Raw genomic sequence first — 19,226 nt, 5'->3', positions numbered from 1 at the left:
ATCGCGGCCGGCCGGCACACGCGGGTGCCGGCCACGCACGGTCATTCGAGATCGCGCACGCGGTCGATCGCCTGCTCGATCCGCTCGACGGCCATCACGTTCAGCCCTTCGATCGGCTGTTTCGGCGCATTCGCCTTCGGGATCAGCGCCACGGTGAAACCGAGCTTCGCCGCCTCGCGCAGCCGCTCCTGGCCGCGCGGAGACGGCCGGATCTCGCCCGCCAGCCCCACTTCGCCGAACACGATCAGGCCCTTCGGCAGCGCCTTGTTGCGCATCGACGAATGGATCGCGAGCAGCACCGCGAGGTCGGCGGCCGGTTCGGTGATCTTCACGCCACCCACCGCGTTCAGGAACACGTCCTGATCGAAACACGCGATGCCCGCGTGCCGATGCAGCACCGCGAGCAGCATCGCGAGCCGGTTCTGTTCGAGGCCGACCGCGAGCCGGCGCGGGTTCGGCACGTGGGCCGTATCGACGAGCGCCTGGATTTCGACGAGCAGCGGGCGCGTGCCCTCCTGCGTGACGAGCACGCAGGAACCCGGCACGACCTGCTCGTGCTGCGACAGGAACAGCGCGGACGGGTTCGCGACGCCGCGCAGCCCGCGCTCGGTCATCGCGAACACGCCGAGTTCGTTGACCGCGCCGAAGCGGTTCTTGAACGCGCGCACGAGCCTGAACGACGAATGGGTGTCGCCCTCGAAGTACAGCACCGTGTCGACGATGTGCTCGAGCACGCGCGGGCCGGCGAGGTTGCCCTCCTTCGTCACGTGCCCGACCATGATGATCGCGGTGCCGGACTGCTTCGCGATGCGCGTGAGCTGCGCCGCGCACTCGCGCACCTGGGCCACCGAACCGGGCGCCGACGTCAGCGCTTCGGAATAGACGGTCTGGATCGAGTCGATGACGGCGACGTCCGGCCGTTCCGCGTCGATCGCGGCCTGGATCTTCTCGAGCTGGATTTCGGCGAGCAGCTTCAGTTCGGCCGCCGGCGCGCCGCCGTCGAGCAGCGCGAGCCGTTGCGCGCGCAACGCGATCTGCGCGGCCGATTCCTCGCCGCTGATATAGAGTGCACGACGCTCGCTGGCGATGTCCGCGAGCGACTGCAGCAATAGCGTCGACTTGCCGATGCCCGGATCGCCGCCGATCAGCACGACGCCGCCCGGCACCAGCCCGCCGCCCAGCACGCGGTCGAATTCGCCGATGCCGGTGGAGAAGCGCGGCACGTCGGCCGCCTCGATGTCGACGAGCCGCTGCACGGGCGCCCGCTTCGCGAGCGACTGGAAGCGATGGGCTGCCGGCGACTCGGCGACCGATTCGACGAGCGTGTTCCAGGCCTGGCAAGACGGGCATTGCCCCTGCCACTTCGGGGTTTGTCCGCCGCACTCGCTGCAGACGTAGACGGTTTTCTGTTTGGCCACGCGTGCTGCCCTTATTCCGCGCGCACCGGCACGCGGCTGGCGACCGCGCACATCAGTTCATAGCCGATCGTCCCGCAATGGCGCGCGACGTCGTCGATCGACAGCGCGTTGCCCCACAGCTCGACCCGCGCACCGACGCCGGCCTGCGGGCACGGCGTCAGGTCGACGGTAATCATGTCCATTGACACGCGGCCGACGATCCGTGTGCGGATCCCGTCGACGATCACCGGCGTGCCTTCGGGCGCGACGCGCGGATAGCCGTCCGCATAGCCGCACGCGACGACGCCGATGCGCATCGGCGCCTGCGCGGAGAACGTCGAGCCGTAGCCGATCGCCTGCCCCTTCGCGATCGTCTGCACGGCGATCAACTCGGACGCGAGCGTCATCGCAGGCTTCAGGCCCGTGTCGGCAATGTCGGCCGACAGCCCCGACGGCGATGCGCCATACAGGACGATCCCCGGCCGCACCCAGTCGAAGTGCGTATCCGGATGCCACAGCACGGCCGCCGAATTCGCGAGACTGCGCGCCCCGGCGATGTTTTCCGCGCCGCGCTCGAACGTCGCGAGTTGCTCGGCGACGCCACGCTCGTTGTCGGCGTCCGAAAAATGGGTCATCAACGTGATCTGGCCGATGCCGGGGCACGCACGGGCGCGCTCCCACGCGGCGCGGTATTTCTCCGGCGTGTAACCCAGCCGGTTCATCCCGCTGTTCATCTTGAGCTGCACGTTGACGGGCTTCGACAGCCGCGCCGTCTCCAGCATCCGCATCTGCTCGTCGTTGTGGACGGTGGTCGTCAGGCTGTAGCGATCGATCACGTCGATGTCGGTCGAGCGGAAGAACCCTTCGAGCAGCAGGATCGGGCCGGCCCAGCCGAGCTCGCGCAGTTTCACGGCCTCGTCGAGGTCGAGCAGGCCGAAGCCGTCGGTGCCGCGCAGGCCGGGAAACACGCGCGCGAGACCGTGGCCGTACGCGTTGGCCTTGACGACCGCCCAGACCTTGGACGGGCCGGCAAATCGGCGGACGACGGAGAGATTGTTCGCGAGAGCGGCGGTATGGATGGTGGCGGAGATCGGGCGCGGCATGGGAAATTTACGTAAAGACGCTTGCGAATCATCAGCTTACCGCGCCTTTTGAGCACCGAAGCCGACAATTTGCGGAACGATCGGGGAATCTTGCTAGTCCGAATTGCCGTATTTTCGTGTTATAAAGCCGTGCGCACAACCCATTTCGAACGGAATAAGCCGATCGCATACCAGGCGGCCTACGCGGCCCTGCCGCAGCGACGAAAGCATCGCATCAGATGAAAAAAGGTTTTTACACCATCATGGCCGCGCAGTTTTTCTCGTCGCTGGCCGACAATGCGCTTCTCATCGCCGCCATCGCCCTGCTGAAAGACCTCCACGCCCCCAACTGGATGACACCGCTGCTCAAGCTGTTCTTCGTGTTGTCCTACGTGGTACTGGCGGCGTATGTCGGTGCGTTCGCCGACTCGCGCCCGAAGGGCCGTGTGATGTTCATCACCAACTCGATCAAGGTGGTCGGCTGCATGATCATGTTGTTCGGCGCTCATCCGCTGATCGCATACGGGATCGTCGGATTCGGCGCCGCGGCCTACTCGCCCGCGAAATACGGCATTCTGACCGAGCTGCTGCCGGCCGACAGGCTCGTCGCCGCGAACGGCTGGATCGAAGGCACGACCGTCAGCTCGATCATCCTCGGCACCGTGCTCGGCGGCGCGCTGATCAGCCCGCACATCGCATCGCACGTGATCGCCCACACGCCAGCCTGGATCGCCACCCCTGCCGAAGCGGCGATGGCGATCATCATGGCGATCTACGTGATCGCCGCGCTGTTCAACCTGCGCATTCCCGATACCGGCGCCCGCTATCCGAAGCAGGAACGCGGCCCGGTCAAGCTCCTCACGGATTTCGCCGACTGCTTCATGGTGCTGTGGCGCGACAAGCTCGGCCAGATCTCGCTGGCGGTCACGACGCTGTTCTGGGGCGCCGGCGCGACGCTGCAGTTCATCGTGCTGAAGTGGGCTGAAGTGTCGCTCGGCATGTCGCTGTCGGAAGGCGCGATCCTGCAGGCCGTGGTCGCGGTCGGCGTCGCGGCCGGCGCAATCGCCGCCGCCGCCCGGATCCCGCTGAAGAAGTCGCTGACCGTGCTGCCCGTCGGCATCATCATGGGCATCGCGGTGATGTTGATGGCGTTCTACACGCGCGACCTGTTCCCGCCGCACTGGGCCGTGCACTTCGGCCATCTGCGCATGCCCGTCTACCTGATCGTCGCGTACATCTTCCTGATCGGGGTCGGTGCGTTGTCCGGCTACTTCGTCGTTCCGATGAACGCGTTGCTGCAACATCGCGGCCACGTGCTGCTGTCGGCCGGCCACTCGATCGCGGTGCAGAACTTCAACGAGAACCTGTCCGTGCTCGTGATGCTGTGCCTGTATGCGGTGCTCGTGTGGCTCGACGTGCCGGTCGGCGTCGTGATCGTGCTGTTCGGCACGTTCGTGTGCCTGACGATGTGGCTCGTGATGCGCCGCCATCAGGCGAACCAGCGCCAGTTCGACTCGGTCGCGCTGATCGGCGAATCGCGGCACTGACGCTACACTTCCCGTTTCCGTCCGCCGGCGCCGGTCTTCGAACCGGCGCGTTGCCCCGATGACGCACCCGATACCCAACATCCTGACGATCGCCGGCTCCGATTCGGGCGGCGGCGCAGGCATCCAGGCCGACCTGAAGACCTTTTCCGCGCTCGGCGCGTATGGCGCGAGCGTGATCACCGCGCTGACCGCGCAGAACACGTGCGGCGTGACCGGCGTGCATGCGCCGGACGCAGCGTTCGTGACCGCGCAACTCGACGCGGTGTTCAGCGATATCCGCATCGATGCGGTCAAGATCGGGATGCTCGCGAATGCGGCGATCGTGCACGCGGTCGCCGATGCGCTGCGCCGTTACGCACCGCGCTTCGTCGTGCTCGACACGGTGATGATCTCGAAGAGCTCGCACGCGCTGCTCGCGCCCGATGCCGTCGACGCGTTGCGCGATGTGCTGCTGCCGCTCGCGACGGTCGTGACGCCGAACCTGCCCGAAGCGGCCGCGCTGCTGAACGATGTGCCCGCAACCACCGAAAACGACATGGTCCGGCAAGGCCGGGCCTTGCTGCAGACGGGCGCGCGCGCCGTGCTGATGAAAGGCGGCCACCTGCCTGACGCGGCCGCGAGCCCTGACTGGCTCGTCGAAGCGACACGCACCGTGCGGCTCGACGGCGCACGCGTGCCGGTCAGCAACACGCACGGCACCGGCTGCACGCTGTCGTCGGCGATCGCCGCGCTGCTGCCGCAACAGCCCGATCTCGAGAGCGCGGTGCGCGAAGCGAAGGTCTATCTGACAGGCGCGATTGCCGCGAGCGGCCAGCTCGACGTCGGCCACGGCGTCGGCCCCGTCCATCACTTCCATCGTTGGTGGTAAGCGCCGGCTGACGCAGCGTCAGTGGTCCTGCGCGGCGAACGCCCGCGCACGCGCCGGCCAGTCGTCCGGGACGATGAAGCCGCGCGCCGTCTCCCGCCATACGCCGTCGCCGTCCTGTCGATGCACGCCGATCAGCGCAGGCGCCTGGCGCGCCGTCAATACGGACGGTAGCTCGAGCGACTGCGCCAGCGGTTCGGGCGCGGCGTCGGGCGCCACCCGCCGCGGCGCGAGCCACGCCAGCCGCGGCAGCACGTTCCACGCCGCACCGTCGGGTTGCGCGGCCGCCCAGGCCGGCCACTGCGCATGCGTGAGCCAGAACCCACGCGGATGATCGGCCGCGATTTCCGCGGCCACCGGCGGCAGCGGCACGCCGTGCGGATAGAACAGCCAGCCCTTGATGAACATCTGCGCATCGGACGGCGCGCCGTAGCCGAGCAGTGCGAACCCGTGGCGATCGCTCAGGCGCAACTGATGCTCGAGCAACCGGCTGCGCTTGCGGTCGAGGCGATCGACGAGATTCGGCCCGACGAAATCCGCGAGCGATGCGTCGCCGTCCACCGGCGCGCATAGATAGCACTTCACCGCGAGTTCCCAGTGCAGGCGCTGCCCTCCCGGCGCATCGACGAGGAAATCGACTTCGCCGAGCGTCTTGCCGTTGCTGCGCAGCGGCAGATTGGCGGCGACGAGCCGCAGCGACGGCCCGTGCGTGAGGAAATACTCGAGCAGGCATTCGGCATAGCGGCCGAGCCGCACGGGCCGTAGCGCGTCGAGCGCGCGGTGCAGCCGGTCGGGCGCGGCATCGAGCGCGACGAGCCACGCTTCGACGGCCACCCGCTCGACCGCGTCCGACCACGGATGTGCGAGCGGCGCGCCGGGCGCCGCGGTAAGCAGGCTCGGGCTCGCGAGGAGCCAGCCCAGATCGCGGACCGCGGCATCGTGCAGCGTATCGACGAACGCGAACGCCGCGCCGGGCGTCATTGTCCGGCCGGCCCGTTCGCGTCGACACCCTCCGCCTGCCGGAACGTATCGCGCGCCAGGCACAGGTCGGCCCACGCCTTCGACTTGTCCTGCAGACTGCGCAGCAGGTACGCAGGGTGATAGGTAACGATCACCGGCACGCCTTCATACGTGTGCACGCGGCCGCGCAGCGAGGCAATGCTCGCGTCCGTCTTCAGCAGCGTCTGCGCGGCGAAGCGGCCGAGCGCGACGATCAGCTTCGGCTTCACGAGCGCGACCTGGCGCTGCAGGTACGGCTCGCAGCGCGCGACCTCATCCGGTTCCGGATTGCGGTTGCCCGGCGGGCGGCACTTGATCACGTTCGCGATGTAGACGTTATCGCCGCGCTTGAGCGCGAGCGACTGCAGCATGTTGTCGAGCAGCTTGCCGGCCTGGCCGACGAACGGCTCACCCTGCTTGTCCTCGTTCTCGCCGGGCGCCTCGCCGATCAGCATCCAGTCCGCTTCTCGATCGCCGACACCGAATACGGTATTGGTGCGCTTCTCGCACAGGCGGCAGCTCGTGCAGCCGGCGACGCGTGCAGCCAGCGCATCCCAGTCGAGCATCGCCACCGGGGTTGCGGCGGGACGCGCTTCGGCCGGCGGCAGCGGATCGCCGGGGGGCGCCGCGTCGAACCAGGCGAAATCGTCTTCGGTGACGGGCGGCATGTCGTCCGCGGCAGCGGCCGGTGCGGGCGTGGTGGACGCGCGGTCGTCATCGCTCGCGACGCGTGCGGCCGAACCGGCTTCGCCCGCCGGTGCCGCATCGCGTGCGGTTGCGCCGACCGGCGGCGTATCGTCACGTGCGAATGCACGCGGCGCAGGCGGCTGCGTGTCGCGAGACTGCTCCGCGACCGGCCGTGGCGTGGCCGCGACGGTTGCGGTCGCAACGGCGGACACGTCGTCCGCCGCGCCGGACCCGGCCGCCGGCGTTGCGCCCGCTTCATCGCTTTGCGCACGCTGCCCGCGCCGCACCCATATTTGCGCGAGCCCCATTTCCTCGAGCGCTGCTTCAGCCCACGCCATGCGCGTCCCCTTCGTCCTTGTTCAGCGTCAGACGCATCACGATCGCGTCCTCCCGGCTGCGATGCCGCGCCGGATAGTAGTTCTTGCGCCGGCCGATCGTCACGAAGCCGAAACGCTCGTACAGATGGATCGCGCGCAGATTGGACGGCCGCACCTCGAGCAGCACGCCGTCGAGCCGTTCGGCGCGCGAGATGCGCACGGCTTCGCGCAGCAGCGCGAGGCCCGCGCCCGACTGCTGGGCCGCCGGGGCGACGCACAGGTTCAGCAGGTGCATCTCGTCGATGACCGGCATCAGCACGCAATAGCCGACGAGCGCGCCCGTCACGTGCCGCAGGCACACGCCGAAATAGCCGTTGCGCAGCGAATCCTCGAAATTGCCGCGGCTCCACGGGAATTCGTACGCGACCTGCTCGATCGCGACGACTTCGTCGAGATCGGTATCCGTCATCGGCGACAGATAGCGGTCGCTCAACAATACGCCCGTCATCCTTTCTCTCCGCCCGTCTGCGCGGCGCGGGCCGCGATGCGCTCGGCGGTGGTCTGCGCGACCTTGTCGCGCACGTACTCCGGTGCAGCCTGGTCGGCCGGCACCGTACGGCCGGCGCGGAACGCCCGCAGCGCGGCATGCGCGACCGCCAGCGCATGCGGCAACGCTTCGCCGTCGATCACGGCCGCGGCGGCCGCGGCCGGCAACTGCGTGCCGAATGCGGCCGCCGCATTGCCGGCGAGCGTGAACGGCGCGTCGGGCACGCCGACGGCACCCGGCGCATCGAGCGATGCAGGATGCAGCGTGCGCCAGTCGCCCGCCTGGTCGTCCCACGCGAAGTCGGCCCAGTATGCTTCGTCCATTCGCGCGTCGAGCGCGGCCAGCACGCGCGTCGTGCCGGGCGCGCGCAGCCGCGCATGCTCGGCGCACGCGAGCAGCGTGCTGACCGGCACGACCGGCAGCCCGCACCCGAACGCGAGACCCTGGGTAATGCCGGTCGCGGTACGCAGCCCGGTAAACGAGCCGGGGCCCGCGCCGAACGCGATCGCGTCGCAATCGGCCAGCGTGAGGCCCGATTCGGCAAAGAGTTCCTGGATGGCCGGCAGCACGCGCGTGCTCGACACGGCGCCCGTCAGCTCGTGGCGGACCCAGGTTTGCGGGGTGGAAACGGCGTCATCGGCCGGAGCCGAGCGCAGCAGCGCGACCGAGCAGTATTCGGTCGACGTATCGATGGCGAGGAGCACTGTTTGCGTCATGGGCGACATTGTAATGCGGCGCCCCGTCCCCACGGGCGATCGGGCCCGATCTGTGCACGCGTTCGGCGCCGGCGGCGGTTTGGAAGGATCGCTCGACCCCGCGCGGCGGTCCGCTTGTTAAGATCGCCCGACCTGAAACCCTTACGGAGACACACAATGAGTGAACTCGCCGCCCAATTCGACCAGGCCCAGATCGACGTCAAGCAACTGACGGAACGGCCGGGCAACCTGACCCTGCTGCGCCTGTATGCGCTCTTCAAGCAGGCCACAGACGGCGACGCGCACGGCGACAAGCCGGGCTTCACCGACATCGTCGGCAAGTACAAGTACGACGCGTGGGAAGCGCTGAAAGGCACGAGCCAGGATGCGGCGAAGCAGCAGTACATCGAACTCGTCGAATCGCTGAAGAACGGCACGGCTTCCTGACCGAACCACGTCCGTCGCAATAAGCAATCAAATCAGTGGCGCAGCGCAGCAAATCTCTTTATAATGCGGCCTGCGTCATCCCCGCGCTCGGCTCGCATGCCGTTCCGGCCCGACGCCTCGTAGCGTTAAGCTCCAATCCGGTTTAGAACCTGTCCCCTCCTGCTTCGACCCTCGCGGTCGTCACTTATCAGGCTGGCGGCCCCGCTCCAGAAGCGCGCCGCACCCAAAACAGCTTCTAATGCCTCATCCGCCGACTGTTCGGCGGATTGCACCCGTTTCCCGATTTGCTCGCTGAATCCGACGACTTGGGTATGCGCGATTGGCGCCGACGTTTCACCCACTGTGTTTCAAGGATTGTTATGACTTCGAGCATCAACTCCAGCCCGCTCAACGCGATCGCCGACCAGGCGCTCGGTCTCGACGACGCCGCCGCACCGGCCGCGGTCGAACCGGCGTCGGACGAGCCGAGCTTCGCGTCGCTCGGGTTGTCGCCGGAGATCGTCTCCGCGCTGCAGGCCGCCGGCTATGTGAAGCCGACGCCGGTCCAGCAGCGCGCGATTCCGGCCGGCATCGCCGGCCGCGACCTGCTGGTGTCGAGCCCGACCGGTTCGGGCAAGACGGCCGCATTCATGCTGCCCGCGATCGAACGCTTCGCGCAGCTCCAGAAGACGCTGGCGCAGCAACCGCGCGCGCCGCGCGAACCGAGCCAGGGCGACCGCCGTGCGCGCCGCCCGCAACCTGTCGCCCGCCCGGGCCTGCTCGTGCTGACGCCGACCCGTGAACTCGCGATGCAGGTCACCACGGCCGCGTCGACCTACGGCAAGCACCTGAAGCGCCTGCGCACGGTCAGCATCCTCGGCGGCGTCGCCTACGGCCAGCAGCTGATGCTGCTCGCGAAGAACCCCGAAATCCTGGTCGCCACGCCGGGCCGCCTGCTCGACCACCTCGAGCGCGGCCGTATCGACCTGTCCGAGCTGAAGATGCTCGTGCTCGACGAAGCCGACCGCATGCTCGACATGGGCTTCATCGACGACATCGAAACGATCGTCGCCGCGACGCCCGCGACGCGCCAGACGATGCTGTTCTCGGCCACGCTCGACGGCAAGATCGGTTCGCTGACGAGCCGCCTGTTGAAGGATCCGGAGCGCATCGAGATCCAGCAGCGCCTCGAGTCGCGCGCGAACATCGCGCAGACCGTGCACTACGTCGACGACCGCGACCACAAGGATCGCCTGCTCGATCACCTGCTGCGCGACGACGCGCTCGACCAGGCGATCATCTTCACGGCGACCAAGATCGACGCCGACCAGCTCGCCGGCCGTCTCGCCGACGCCGGCTTCCAGTCGGCCGCGCTGCACGGCGACCTGCCGCAGGGCGCACGCAACCGCACCATCCGTGCGCTGCGCGAGCGTCGCGTGCGCGTGCTGGTCGCGACCGACGTCGCGGCCCGCGGCATCGACATCCCGGGCATCACGCACGTGTTCAACTACGACCTGCCGAAGTTCGCGGAAGACTACGTGCACCGTATCGGCCGTACGGGCCGTGCCGGCCGTTCGGGCACCGCGGTGAGCCTCGTGCACCACGCCGAACAAGGCGCGCTCAAGCGCATCGAGCGCTTCGTGCGCTCGCCGCTGCCGGTCAACGTGATCGAAGGCTTCGAGCCGCGCAAGGCACCCCTGCGCAACGATCGCGGCACTGGCGGCCGCGGCCGTCCGGGCGGCGGTAACGGCGGTCGTCGTTTCGGCGGCAAGCCGGGCGGCGGTCATGGCGGCAACGGCCGCAGCTACGGCGGCGGCAATGGCGGCGGCTGGAGCGGCAAGCCCGGCGGCAGCCGTGACGGCGGCCCGCGTCGCGACGGCCAGCGCAGCAGCGGCCCGCGTCGCAGCAATTCGGCGTCGTAAGCACGCCCGGGCGGCCCTGCGCCGCCCCGCCCATCCGGCAGACCGGCGCACCCGCGCCGGTTTTTTTTCGTCCGACGCCAAATTTCACGATGCGAAAATTTTTTTTGCGTCGTAAAAAATCATGCTGCGCAGCACAACCTTACGATTGCGAGATGGGAAAAATCGTTTCTCATTGCAAAATCAAACTCGCAAGGCATTGATTAATAAGAATTAAAAAGTTTGACGCTTCTTGAGCCAACCCCTGTTTCGCTCCGGTCGGTTTGCCTACACTCTTATACAAGACTTCCCGGAACGGCACGCACCCTGCCCCCGTTTCGAGAACGGCATCCGTACCTTCCGATTCGACGATCTGGCAACACACCGCATCAAGGAGCTCATCATGTCGCGACAGAAACAGGCACAGGAACTGCAAACGCAATGGGAAACCGATCCGCGCTGGAAGGGCATCAAGCGCAGCTACACGGCTGAGGACGTGGTTCGCCTGCGCGGCTCGATCGCCGTCGAGCACACGCTGGCCAAGCGCGGCGCGGAAAAGCTGTGGAGCCTCATCAACGAAGAGCCGTTCGTCAACGCGCTCGGCGCGCTGACCGGCAATCAGGCGATGCAGCAGGTGAAGGCCGGCCTGAAGGCAATCTACCTGTCCGGCTGGCAGGTGGCCGGCGACGCGAACGTCGCGGGCGAAATGTACCCGGACCAGTCGCTGTACCCGGCGAACTCGGTGCCGCTCGTCGTCAAGCGCATCAACAACACGCTGACGCGTGCCGACCAGATTCAGTGGTCCGAAGGCAAGAACCCGGGCGACGAAGGCTACGTGGACTTCTTCGCGCCGATCGTGGCCGATGCGGAAGCCGGCTTCGGCGGCGTGCTGAACGCGTTCGAACTGATGAAGGCCATGATCGAGGCAGGCGCATCGGGCGTCCACTTCGAGGACCAGCTCGCGTCGGTGAAGAAGTGCGGCCACATGGGCGGCAAGGTGCTCGTGCCGACGCGCGAAGCGGTCGCGAAGCTCACGGCGGCGCGTCTCGCGGCGGACGTGATGGGCACGCCGACCGTGCTGGTCGCGCGGACCGACGCGGAAGCGGCGGACCTGATCACGTCCGACATCGACGACAACGACAAGCCGTTCCTGACGGGCGAGCGCACGGTCGAAGGCTTCTTCCGCACGAAGCCGGGCATCGAGCAGGCGATCTCGCGCGGCCTCGCGTATGCGCCGTACGCCGACCTCGTCTGGTGCGAAACGGGCAAGCCGGATCTGGAGTACGCGAAGAAATTCGCGGAAGCGATCCACAAGCAGTTCCCGGGCAAGATGCTGTCGTACAACTGTTCGCCGTCGTTCAACTGGAAGAAGAACCTCGACGACGCGACGATCGCGAAGTTCCAGAAGGAACTCGGCGCGATGGGCTACAAGTTCCAGTTCATCACGCTGGCCGGCTTCCATGCGCTGAACTACTCGATGTTCAACCTCGCGCACGGCTATGCCCGCACGCAGATGAGCGCGTTCGTCGAACTGCAGCAGGCCGAGTTCGCCGCGGCGGACAAGGGCTTCACGGCCGTCAAGCACCAGCGCGAAGTCGGCACCGGCTACTTCGACGCCGTCACGCAGACGGTCGAGCGCGAAGCCTCCACGACCGCGCTGCACGGCTCGACCGAAGACGAACAGTTCTTCGACGGCAAGAAGGTCGCATAACGCGCGAAAGAAAGCGTCACGCCGTTGCCCGCCCGTCACGCGACGGCGCGGCATCGGCTGCACGGGACAACAATCAGGGAGGAGACGGCAGGCGCGCGGTGACCCGTGCGACCCGCCGCGCGGCCTGCGGCCGCCAGCAACGACGCGCGCCGGCTTCGTCCGGCGCGCCTTTTTTCAGCGGTGCTGCCGTGCCGCCGCCCGCGCGGCCATTCACGGCGCCGCGTCTACCGATAGACGATCACTGGAATTTTCGTATGGGTCAGCACGCGCTGCGTTTCGCTGCCGATCAGCAGACTGCCGAGCCCGCGGCGTCCGTGCGACGCCATGAAGATCACGTCGCAGCCGCCGCGTTCGGCCGCCTCGATGATGCCGAGGTACGGCGAGGGGTGCACGCTGGTCCAGCTGTCGCAGACGACGCCCGCTGCCTTCGCGGCCGCCTGCACGTCGTCCAGGTGCGCGCGCGCCTCGCGCTCGCTGCGCGCCCGGAAATCGGCGGGCGGCTCGATGATCACTTCGGAAAACGGCGAGTACGGATACTGCGGCAGGCACGCGTAGGCCGTGACCTGCGCGCCGACCGCGCGCGCCAGATCGATCGCGCCGTCGATCGCCTTCTGCGACAGCTCGGAACCGTCGGTTGGAACGAGGATGTGCCGGAACATCGCGCCCTCCTGCGTCAGACGCACCGCGCGCGCCACGAACCCATGCGGGCCGGCCCGGGCGCGTCGCGCATGCCAGTTTCGATTGTAGTGCGCGAAACCGGGCGACCGGCGCCGGCAGCGGGTTCGCCCTCATATCGGAAACGCGCGGACGGGTGCGCCCTACTCGCCCCAATACCCGGGCCGTTCGTAAGTATGTTTCAGGTAATCGAGAAACAGGCGCACGCGCAGCGGCAGGTGGCGGCGCTGAGGAAACACCGCGTGGATGCCGATCGGCGGCGCCGCGAATGCGTCGAGCACGCTGACGAGGCGGCCGGCCGCGATGTCGTCGCCGACCTCCCACCACGATCGCCATGCCAGACCGTGGCCGGCAAGGCACCACTCGTGCAGCACGGCGCCGTCCGAGCATTCCATCGTGCCGTTCACGCGGATCGACACGACCTTGTCGTCCTCCTGGAACACCCAGCCGCGTTGCTGGTTCGCGTTCGCGGCCAGCGCGAGGCAGTTGTGGCGCGCGAGTTCCGCGAGCGTGGCCGGCGTGCCGCGTCGCGCGAGATACGCGGGGGACGCGACGCACACGCGCCGGTTCTCGCCGAGCTTCAGCGACACCAGCGACGAATCGGGCAACTCGCCGAGCCGCACCGCGCAATCAAACCCTTCGTTGACGAGATCGACCATCCGGTCGGAGAGGTCGAGCGTGACCGACACGTCCGGATGCGCGCCACTGAATTCGGGCACGAGCGGCGCGACGTGGCGCCGGCCGAAACCGGCCGGCGCGGAAATGCGCAGGTGGCCGCTCGCCTTCACGCCGCCCGCGGACACGCTCGCCTCCGCGTTCTGCATGTCGTTGATGATCCGCTGGCAATCCTCGAGGAAGGCCGACCCCTCGAAGGTCAGTGTGAGCTTGCGCGTCGTGCGCACCAGCAGCTTGACGCCGAGCCGCTCCTCGAGCGCGTCGAGGCGGCGGCCGATGATCGCCGGCGCGACGCCTTCCGCATGCGCCGCCGCCGACAGGCTGCCCTTCGCCGCGACCGCGGCGAACGTTTCGATCTGTTTGAACCGGTCCATGACTCGCCAGGGCAGCGCTCCCGCCCTTCAAATAGCTTGAGCGGTCAAGATTATGTATATGAAAGTAAAAGATCAAGTGATGATTAGCGTCTTTTTTAGCATCTGCCATCACGAATAGAATCGATCCGACCTCTGAAACTGGAGCGCAAGGCTATGTCGGCCACAACGACACTCTCCTCTCCCGACGCAATCCTCTTCGACGCATTCGGTACGTTGTTCGACGTGCATGCGGTCGTGGCCGCGGCAGAGCAGATGTTTCCCGGTCACGGGGAGCGGTTGTCGCAGCTGTGGCGACGCAAGCAAATCGAATATTCGCAGTTGCGCACGCTCGCCGATCCGTCCGGCGCCCGCTATCGCCCGTTCCGCGACATCACGCTCGACGCGCTGCGGTTCGCCGCGCGCGTGCTCGGCCTCGCGCTGAACAGCGCGGCCGAGAAGCGGCTGATGGACGAATACGCGTGCCTGTCCACCTATCCCGACACGGTGCCCGCGCTGCGCAAGCTGCGCGCGCTCGAACCTCGCCCGCCGCTCGCGATCCTGTCGAACGGCAACCCGGAGATGCTCGACATCGCGATCAAGAGCGCCGGCATGACCGGCCTGTTCGATCGCGTGCTGTCGGCCGACGCCGTGCGCGCGTACAAGCCGAGCCCGGTCGTGTATGCGCTTGGCACAGCCGCGTTCGGCGCGAATCCGCGCGACATCGTGTTCGTGTCGTCGAACGCCTGGGACGTCGCGGGGGCCGGCTGGTTCGGCTACACGACGTTCTGGCTCAACCGCACGGGCGCGGCCGCCGAGGAACTCGGCGTACCGCTCGACGGCACCGGCAGCGGCATGGCCGACCTGCTCGCATTCCTCGCCACCCCGGCTCCGTCCGGCAGACCCGCGAACCGCGCGCGCCCCGGCCCGGGCGCATGACGTTCGCGGCGCTGCCGCCTTCCCCCTTCACCGAAACCGCAACTGACCGACCAAGGAGATGAGACTCATGAGCACCCCGATCACGCTGCCGCAAGGCATGGCGATCACCGGCGAAATCAAGCCGGGTTACGAAGCGATCCTGACGCCTGAAGCGCTGGCACTCGTCGCGGCGCTGCACCGCGCGTTCGAGCCGCGCCGCCAGGCACTGCTGCAGGCCCGCGTCGAGCGCACCAAGCGCCTCGACGCCGGCGAACGCCCCGATTTCCTGGCCGAGACGAAGGCGATCCGCGAAGGCGACTGGAAGGTCGCGCCGCTGCCGGCCGACCTGCAATGCCGCCGTGTCGAGATCACCGGCCCCGTCGAGCGCAAGATGATCATCAACGCGCTGAACTCCGGCGCCGATTCGTACATGACGGACTTCGAGGATTCGAACGCGCCGAACTGGACGAACCAGATCGACGGCCAGATCAACCTGAAGGACGCCGTGCGCCGCACGATTTCGCTCGAGCAGAACGGCAAGTCGTACCGGCTGAACGACAAGGTCGCGACGCTGATCGTGCGTCCGCGCGGCTGGCACCTCGACGAGAAGCACGTGACGGTCGACGGCCAGCGCGTGTCCGGCGGCATCTTCGATTTCGCGCTGTTCCTGTTCCACAACGCGAAGGAACTGATCGCACGCGGCTCGGGCCCGTACTTCTATCTGCCGAAGATGGAAAGCCATCTCGAGGCGCGCCTGTGGAACGACGTCTTCGTCGCCGCACAGGAGGCTGTCGGCGTGCCGCGCGGCACGATCCGCGCGACGGTGCTGATCGAAACGATCCTCGCGGCATTCGAGATGGACGAGATCCTGTACGAACTGCGCGAACACAGCTCGGGCCTGAACGCCGGCCGCTGGGACTACATCTTCTCGGCGATCAAGAAGTTCAAGAACGACCGCGACTTCTGCCTGGCCGACCGCTCGAAGATCACGATGACGGTGCCGTTCATGCGGGCGTACGCGCTGCTGCTGCTGAAGACCTGTCACAAGCGTAACGCGCCGGCGATCGGCGGGATGAGCGCGCTGATTCCGATCAAGAACGATCCGGAAGCGAACGACAAGGCGATGGGCGGCGTGCGCTCGGACAAGCAGCGCGACGCGACCGATGGCTACGACGGCGGCTGGGTCGCGCATCCGGGCCTCGTGCCGATCGCGATGGAAGAATTCGTCAAGGTGCTCGGCGACCGGCCGAACCAGATCGAGAAGCAGCGTGACGACGTCCAGATCGAAGGCAGGAACCTGCTCGACTTCCAGCCTGAAGCACCGATCACCGAAGCCGGCCTGCGCAACAACATCAACGTCGGCATCCACTATCTCGGCGCCTGGCTCGACGGCAACGGCTGCGTGCCGATCCACAACCTGATGGAAGACGCGGCGACCGCCGAGATCTCCCGCTCGCAGGTATGGCAGTGGATCCGCTCGCCGAAGGGCGTGCTCGACGACGGCCGCAAGGTCACGGCCGAGCTCGTACGCGAATTCGCGAAGGCCGAGCTTGAGAACGTGAAGCGTTCGGTCGGCGGCAACACGCAGCCGTACGAGCGTGCCGCGGCGATCTTCGAGCAGATGTCGACGTCGGAAGGCTTCACCGAATTCCTGACGCTGCCGCTGTACGAGGAAATCTGACGACGCTGACCGGGTCGACCTGCTCGCCCCGTCCTGCCCGCCGCCGGTCGCGCGACACGGCGGCATGAAAAAAGCGCCCCGCGGGGCGCTTTTCATTTTTGCCGTGCTGCCGTTCGCCGCGCGGACGCTCAGGCGGCTTCCCGCTCGCGCCGGTGCTGAACCCAATCGCCCGACGCAATGCGCGGACGGTCGGCTGCCGCATGCGCGGCGACCGGATAGTAGACGCACGCATACGCACGGCCGCCGAGCTCGACGGTCACCGGCTCCTGCCGGAACAGCGTGTCGACGCCCGGATAGACGCGCTCGATCTCGTCGAGCACGGGCACCAGTTGCTCGTCGATCTCGTAGACGTCGCCCCATACGAGCGACTGGCCGGCCGGCCCGGCGACCATGCCCGGATACGTGCCGAAATCGTACAGTTCGCCCGGCAGCGCGGCCGCACCGAGCAGCGTCGGCGCGGCGATCCCGTGCCGCGCGGCCGCATGGCCGATGTCATTGGCCTCTCCCGCTCTCAACGTGCCGTAGACGAATACGTAGCGCATCGTGGTTCTCCTCTTCGATTCAGGTGTTGCCGTGCCGGGCCGTCGCGGCCGCGCCGCGGGCGCCGGCACCGCCGGGGCGCCGCTCGCGCGAGGACGCGCCCGCATCGATAGACCGCGCCGGCGGCCCGATGGTTCTTTTCGGCACGACGCGGCGCGCTGGCCCGGTACCCGGATTGCGTCGGCCGGAACGCGTGCGGCCCCATACAAAGTTCATTTGAACGGTGCATTATCGGCGGAAAAACCGCCGCATGCGCCTGCGCGGCGCCTTCTAAAATGACGGCATCGCCGCCGAGCCGACCGAATCGTCCATGAATCCGCCCGCCCAACCCGACGCATCGAATCCCTACGACGTCATCGACATCCCGCCCGAGTTCGCGCCGACCCGCGTCCACCCGATGCGCGTACGGGCGCGGCAGGTGGATGCCGGCCGCCGGATCCCGCTGCACACGCACGCGTGGGCGCAACTTGCGTATGCGTCGCGCGGCGTGCTGCGCGTCGCGACGACCGGGACGACCTGGATGGTGCCGCCTTCCCGAGCGATCTGGGTGCCGCCGAACATCACGCACGAGGTCGTGATCGTCGAGGAAGCGTACTTGCGCACGCTGTATATCGACGAATCGGTCGTGCCGGACGGGCTCGACGCATGCCGGGTCGTCGAGGTGACGGGCTTGCTGCGCGAACTGATCGTCGCACTCGACGCGCGCGACCTGAGCGGCGAACGCGAACGGCTGCTGTGCGGGCTCGTGCTCGACGAACTGAGCCGCGCCGAACCGCTGCCGCTCGCGGTTCCGATGCCCGAGGAGAAACGGCTGCGCCTGCTGTGCGAGTCGGTGCTCGCGCAACCCGCGCACGCGGAATCGCTCGAACACTGGGCGGGTGAGGTCGGCGCGAGCACGCGCACGATTTCGCGGCTGTTCAAGCAGGAACTGGGCGTGAGTTTTTCGCAGTGGCGGCAGCAGGCGCTGCTCGCGCGCGCGATTCCACTGTTGAACCAGGGGCGTCCTCTGTCACATATCGCGCGGGAGCTTGGCTACCAGAGTCAGAGCGCGTTTTCGGCGATGTTCCGGCGCGCGTTCGGTGAAAGCCCGCGCGCATTCATGCTGCGCGGCTACGAGCATCGCGGCCCGGAAGACGGCATTGCCACCGACGACATCCCCGACGACGACGCGATCGGCACTGCACGCTGACCGTCGCCAGGTTGCCTCCGGCCTTGTGCCGTTACGCATTCAGACTGCGCGCACCATATGGCGGATCGACCCGAGCTGCGCCAGCCTGGGCCCGGTGACGCGGTACCCCATGCGCTGGTAGAGCTTCGCGGCCGGATTGTCGACGAACACGCGCAACTGCAGTTCGTGCAGCCCGCGGGCGCGCGCCCAGCGATGCGACATGTCGAGCATGTAGGTGCCCGCACCCTGCCCGCGATGGCCGGCTGCGATCTGCACGTCGCGGATGTGCAGCGAATCGCCCTCCTCGGTCACGCGCAGCACGCCGATGCGTTCGCCGTCGGCTTCCAGGATGAAGTTTTCGGATTCGCGCCAGCTCGCATAGAACAGATCGCTGCGCCAGACGAGGCCATGGCGCTTGTAATAGCCGCCCATGTTGCCGTGCGTGAGCGCCTCGGCAAAGGGAAAATCGCCAGGCTCCGCTGGCCGGAGCTGATACAGCAATCGCAGGTCGGTCGGATCGAGCATCGCGCGAGGGTCAAGTACGCATCCCGCCACGATAGCGCAGCCGCGGGCGGATGCAATCGCGAATTTCTCGTAGAGACGCGCGGATCGGCGATGCAAATGAAAAAGCCCGCACGAGGCGGGCTTTTTCATTTTCTGGCGGAGCGGATGGGACTCGCCTACATCCCGCAGGCCGCGGCTGCGCGAGCACGCGCAGCCCTTCGAGTCCCGCCGGAAGCCGCGCAGGCGGCTTCATCCACTCCGCCATCACGCGCCCGCAAGCGGGCACGAACGGAAACGCAAATGAAAAAGCCCGCACGAGGCGGGCTTTTTCATTTTCTGGCGGAGCGGACGGGACTCGAACCCGCGACCCCCGGCGTGACAGGCCGGTATTCTAACCGACTGAACTACCGCTCCAGTCTTGCTTCTTGCCTGGCAGGCGTCGGTTACTTCCTGCCGACACTTCTCTTCTACGAAACGCCGCTGAATCTGGCGTCCCCTAGGGGATTCGAACCCCTGTACTCACCGTGAAAGGGTGATGTCCTAG

18 protein-coding genes and 1 tRNA gene are annotated in these 19,226 nt (G+C 67.5%); 8 read left to right on the top strand and 11 right to left on the bottom strand.

Annotated features, from left to right (window positions below; genetic code table 11):
• Nucleotides 1-41: 41 nt before the first annotated feature.
• Both radA and alr read right to left on the bottom strand, forming a co-directional pair.
• Entirely contained in the window at nt 42-1,418 is a 1,377-nt protein-coding gene (gene radA, locus WS75_RS18595; RefSeq protein WP_059681931.1) for a DNA repair protein RadA, read from the bottom strand.
• Nucleotides 1,419-1,429: 11 nt separating this feature from the next.
• A complete protein-coding gene (gene alr / locus WS75_RS18590; RefSeq protein ID WP_059681928.1) occupies nt 1,430-2,500 on the bottom strand; it encodes an alanine racemase in 1,071 nt (356 codons plus the stop codon).
• A gap of 218 nt (nt 2,501-2,718) precedes the next feature.
• On the opposite strand from alr, the gene lplT reads away from it, so the two are divergent.
• On the top strand, nt 2,719-4,026 hold the full coding sequence (gene lplT / locus WS75_RS18585; RefSeq protein ID WP_059681926.1) for a lysophospholipid transporter LplT: 1,308 nt from the start codon (nt 2,719-2,721) through the stop codon (nt 4,024-4,026).
• A 58-nt stretch (nt 4,027-4,084) separates the two neighbouring features.
• Nucleotides 4,085-4,894 (top strand): bifunctional hydroxymethylpyrimidine kinase/phosphomethylpyrimidine kinase, encoded by an 810-nt coding sequence (thiD, locus tag WS75_RS18580; protein ID WP_059681924.1) that lies wholly within the window; start codon nt 4,085-4,087, stop codon nt 4,892-4,894.
• 18 nt (nt 4,895-4,912) lie between these two features.
• Here the strand turns inward: thiD and WS75_RS18575 are convergent, their stop codons facing one another.
• From WS75_RS18575 to tsaB, 4 genes are read right to left on the bottom strand one after another with little or no spacing between them, the layout of a single operon-like run.
• Nucleotides 4,913-5,872 (bottom strand): DUF1853 family protein, encoded by a 960-nt coding sequence (locus WS75_RS18575; protein ID WP_059681922.1) that lies wholly within the window; start codon nt 5,870-5,872, stop codon nt 4,913-4,915.
• A complete protein-coding gene (locus WS75_RS18570) occupies nt 5,869-6,915 on the bottom strand; it encodes a uracil-DNA glycosylase (RefSeq protein ID WP_059681920.1) in 1,047 nt (348 codons plus the stop codon). Before WS75_RS18570 ends, WS75_RS18575 begins: the two co-directional genes overlap by 4 nt.
• Nucleotides 6,902-7,402 (bottom strand): ribosomal protein S18-alanine N-acetyltransferase, encoded by a 501-nt coding sequence (gene rimI, locus WS75_RS18565; protein ID WP_059681917.1) that lies wholly within the window; start codon nt 7,400-7,402, stop codon nt 6,902-6,904. The genes WS75_RS18570 and rimI overlap by 14 nt, the downstream gene beginning before the upstream one ends.
• On the bottom strand, nt 7,399-8,166 hold the full coding sequence (gene tsaB, locus WS75_RS18560; RefSeq protein WP_059681914.1) for a tRNA (adenosine(37)-N6)-threonylcarbamoyltransferase complex dimerization subunit type 1 TsaB: 768 nt from the start codon (nt 8,164-8,166) through the stop codon (nt 7,399-7,401). The genes rimI and tsaB overlap by 4 nt, the downstream gene beginning before the upstream one ends.
• A 147-nt stretch (nt 8,167-8,313) precedes the next feature.
• Between tsaB and WS75_RS18555 the strand changes: the two genes are divergently transcribed.
• The 3 genes from WS75_RS18555 to aceA all read left to right on the top strand — a co-directional run bounded on the left by WS75_RS18555 (nt 8,314) and on the right by aceA (nt 12,171).
• Complete coding sequence (locus tag WS75_RS18555) at nt 8,314-8,583, top strand: acyl-CoA-binding protein (RefSeq protein ID WP_059681911.1); 270 nt, start codon at nt 8,314-8,316, stop codon at nt 8,581-8,583.
• A 359-nt stretch (nt 8,584-8,942) separates the two neighbouring features.
• Nucleotides 8,943-10,484, top strand: coding sequence for a DEAD/DEAH box helicase (locus tag WS75_RS18550; RefSeq protein ID WP_059681909.1), 1,542 nt, complete (start codon nt 8,943-8,945; stop codon nt 10,482-10,484).
• Between the two features lie 379 nt (nt 10,485-10,863).
• Entirely contained in the window at nt 10,864-12,171 is a 1,308-nt protein-coding gene (gene aceA / locus WS75_RS18545; RefSeq protein WP_059681907.1) for an isocitrate lyase, read from the top strand.
• Nucleotides 12,172-12,395: 224 nt separating this feature from the next.
• On the opposite strand, the gene WS75_RS18540 is transcribed toward aceA, so the two are convergent.
• Together WS75_RS18540 and WS75_RS18535 are read right to left on the bottom strand one after the other, a co-directional pair.
• Nucleotides 12,396-12,830 (bottom strand): universal stress protein, encoded by a 435-nt coding sequence (locus WS75_RS18540; protein ID WP_057929788.1) that lies wholly within the window; start codon nt 12,828-12,830, stop codon nt 12,396-12,398.
• Nucleotides 12,831-12,989: 159 nt separating this feature from the next.
• On the bottom strand, nt 12,990-13,895 hold the full coding sequence (locus tag WS75_RS18535) for a LysR family transcriptional regulator (RefSeq protein WP_059599901.1): 906 nt from the start codon (nt 13,893-13,895) through the stop codon (nt 12,990-12,992).
• A 153-nt stretch (nt 13,896-14,048) separates the two neighbouring features.
• Here WS75_RS18535 and WS75_RS18530 point away from each other — a divergent pair, with 153 nt between their 5' ends.
• Nucleotides 14,049-14,810 carry a haloacid dehalogenase type II gene (locus WS75_RS18530; RefSeq protein ID WP_059681905.1) on the top strand — a complete coding sequence of 254 codons (762 nt, stop codon included), beginning with the start codon at nt 14,049-14,051 and terminating at the stop codon, nt 14,808-14,810.
• Between the two features lie 67 nt (nt 14,811-14,877).
• Nucleotides 14,878-16,470 (top strand): malate synthase A, encoded by a 1,593-nt coding sequence (gene aceB, locus WS75_RS18525; protein ID WP_059681953.1) that lies wholly within the window; start codon nt 14,878-14,880, stop codon nt 16,468-16,470.
• A 128-nt stretch (nt 16,471-16,598) separates the two neighbouring features.
• Here the strand turns inward: aceB and WS75_RS18520 are convergent, their stop codons facing one another.
• Nucleotides 16,599-17,012, bottom strand: a complete 414-nt coding sequence (locus WS75_RS18520; RefSeq protein WP_059681902.1) for a gamma-glutamylcyclotransferase family protein — start codon at nt 17,010-17,012, stop codon at nt 16,599-16,601.
• A gap of 308 nt (nt 17,013-17,320) precedes the next feature.
• On the opposite strand from WS75_RS18520, the gene WS75_RS18515 reads away from it, so the two are divergent.
• On the top strand, nt 17,321-18,199 hold the full coding sequence (locus WS75_RS18515; RefSeq protein ID WP_059681899.1) for an AraC family transcriptional regulator: 879 nt from the start codon (nt 17,321-17,323) through the stop codon (nt 18,197-18,199).
• Nucleotides 18,200-18,238: 39 nt separating this feature from the next.
• On the opposite strand, the gene WS75_RS18510 is transcribed toward WS75_RS18515, so the two are convergent.
• Nucleotides 18,239-18,703 carry a GNAT family N-acetyltransferase gene (locus WS75_RS18510; protein ID WP_059681897.1) on the bottom strand — a complete coding sequence of 155 codons (465 nt, stop codon included), beginning with the start codon at nt 18,701-18,703 and terminating at the stop codon, nt 18,239-18,241.
• A gap of 316 nt (nt 18,704-19,019) precedes the next feature.
• Nucleotides 19,020-19,096: transfer RNA gene (locus tag WS75_RS18505), tRNA-Asp, on the bottom strand.
• Nucleotides 19,097-19,226: the final 130 nt, after the last annotated feature.

Origin of the sequence: Burkholderia sp. FL-7-2-10-S1-D7, assembly GCF_001524185.1 — a bacterium.
In the GTDB taxonomy this organism is placed as follows: Bacteria; Pseudomonadota; Gammaproteobacteria; order Burkholderiales; family Burkholderiaceae; genus Burkholderia; species Burkholderia diffusa.
This window is presented reverse-complemented; position numbering and strand designations above follow the sequence as displayed.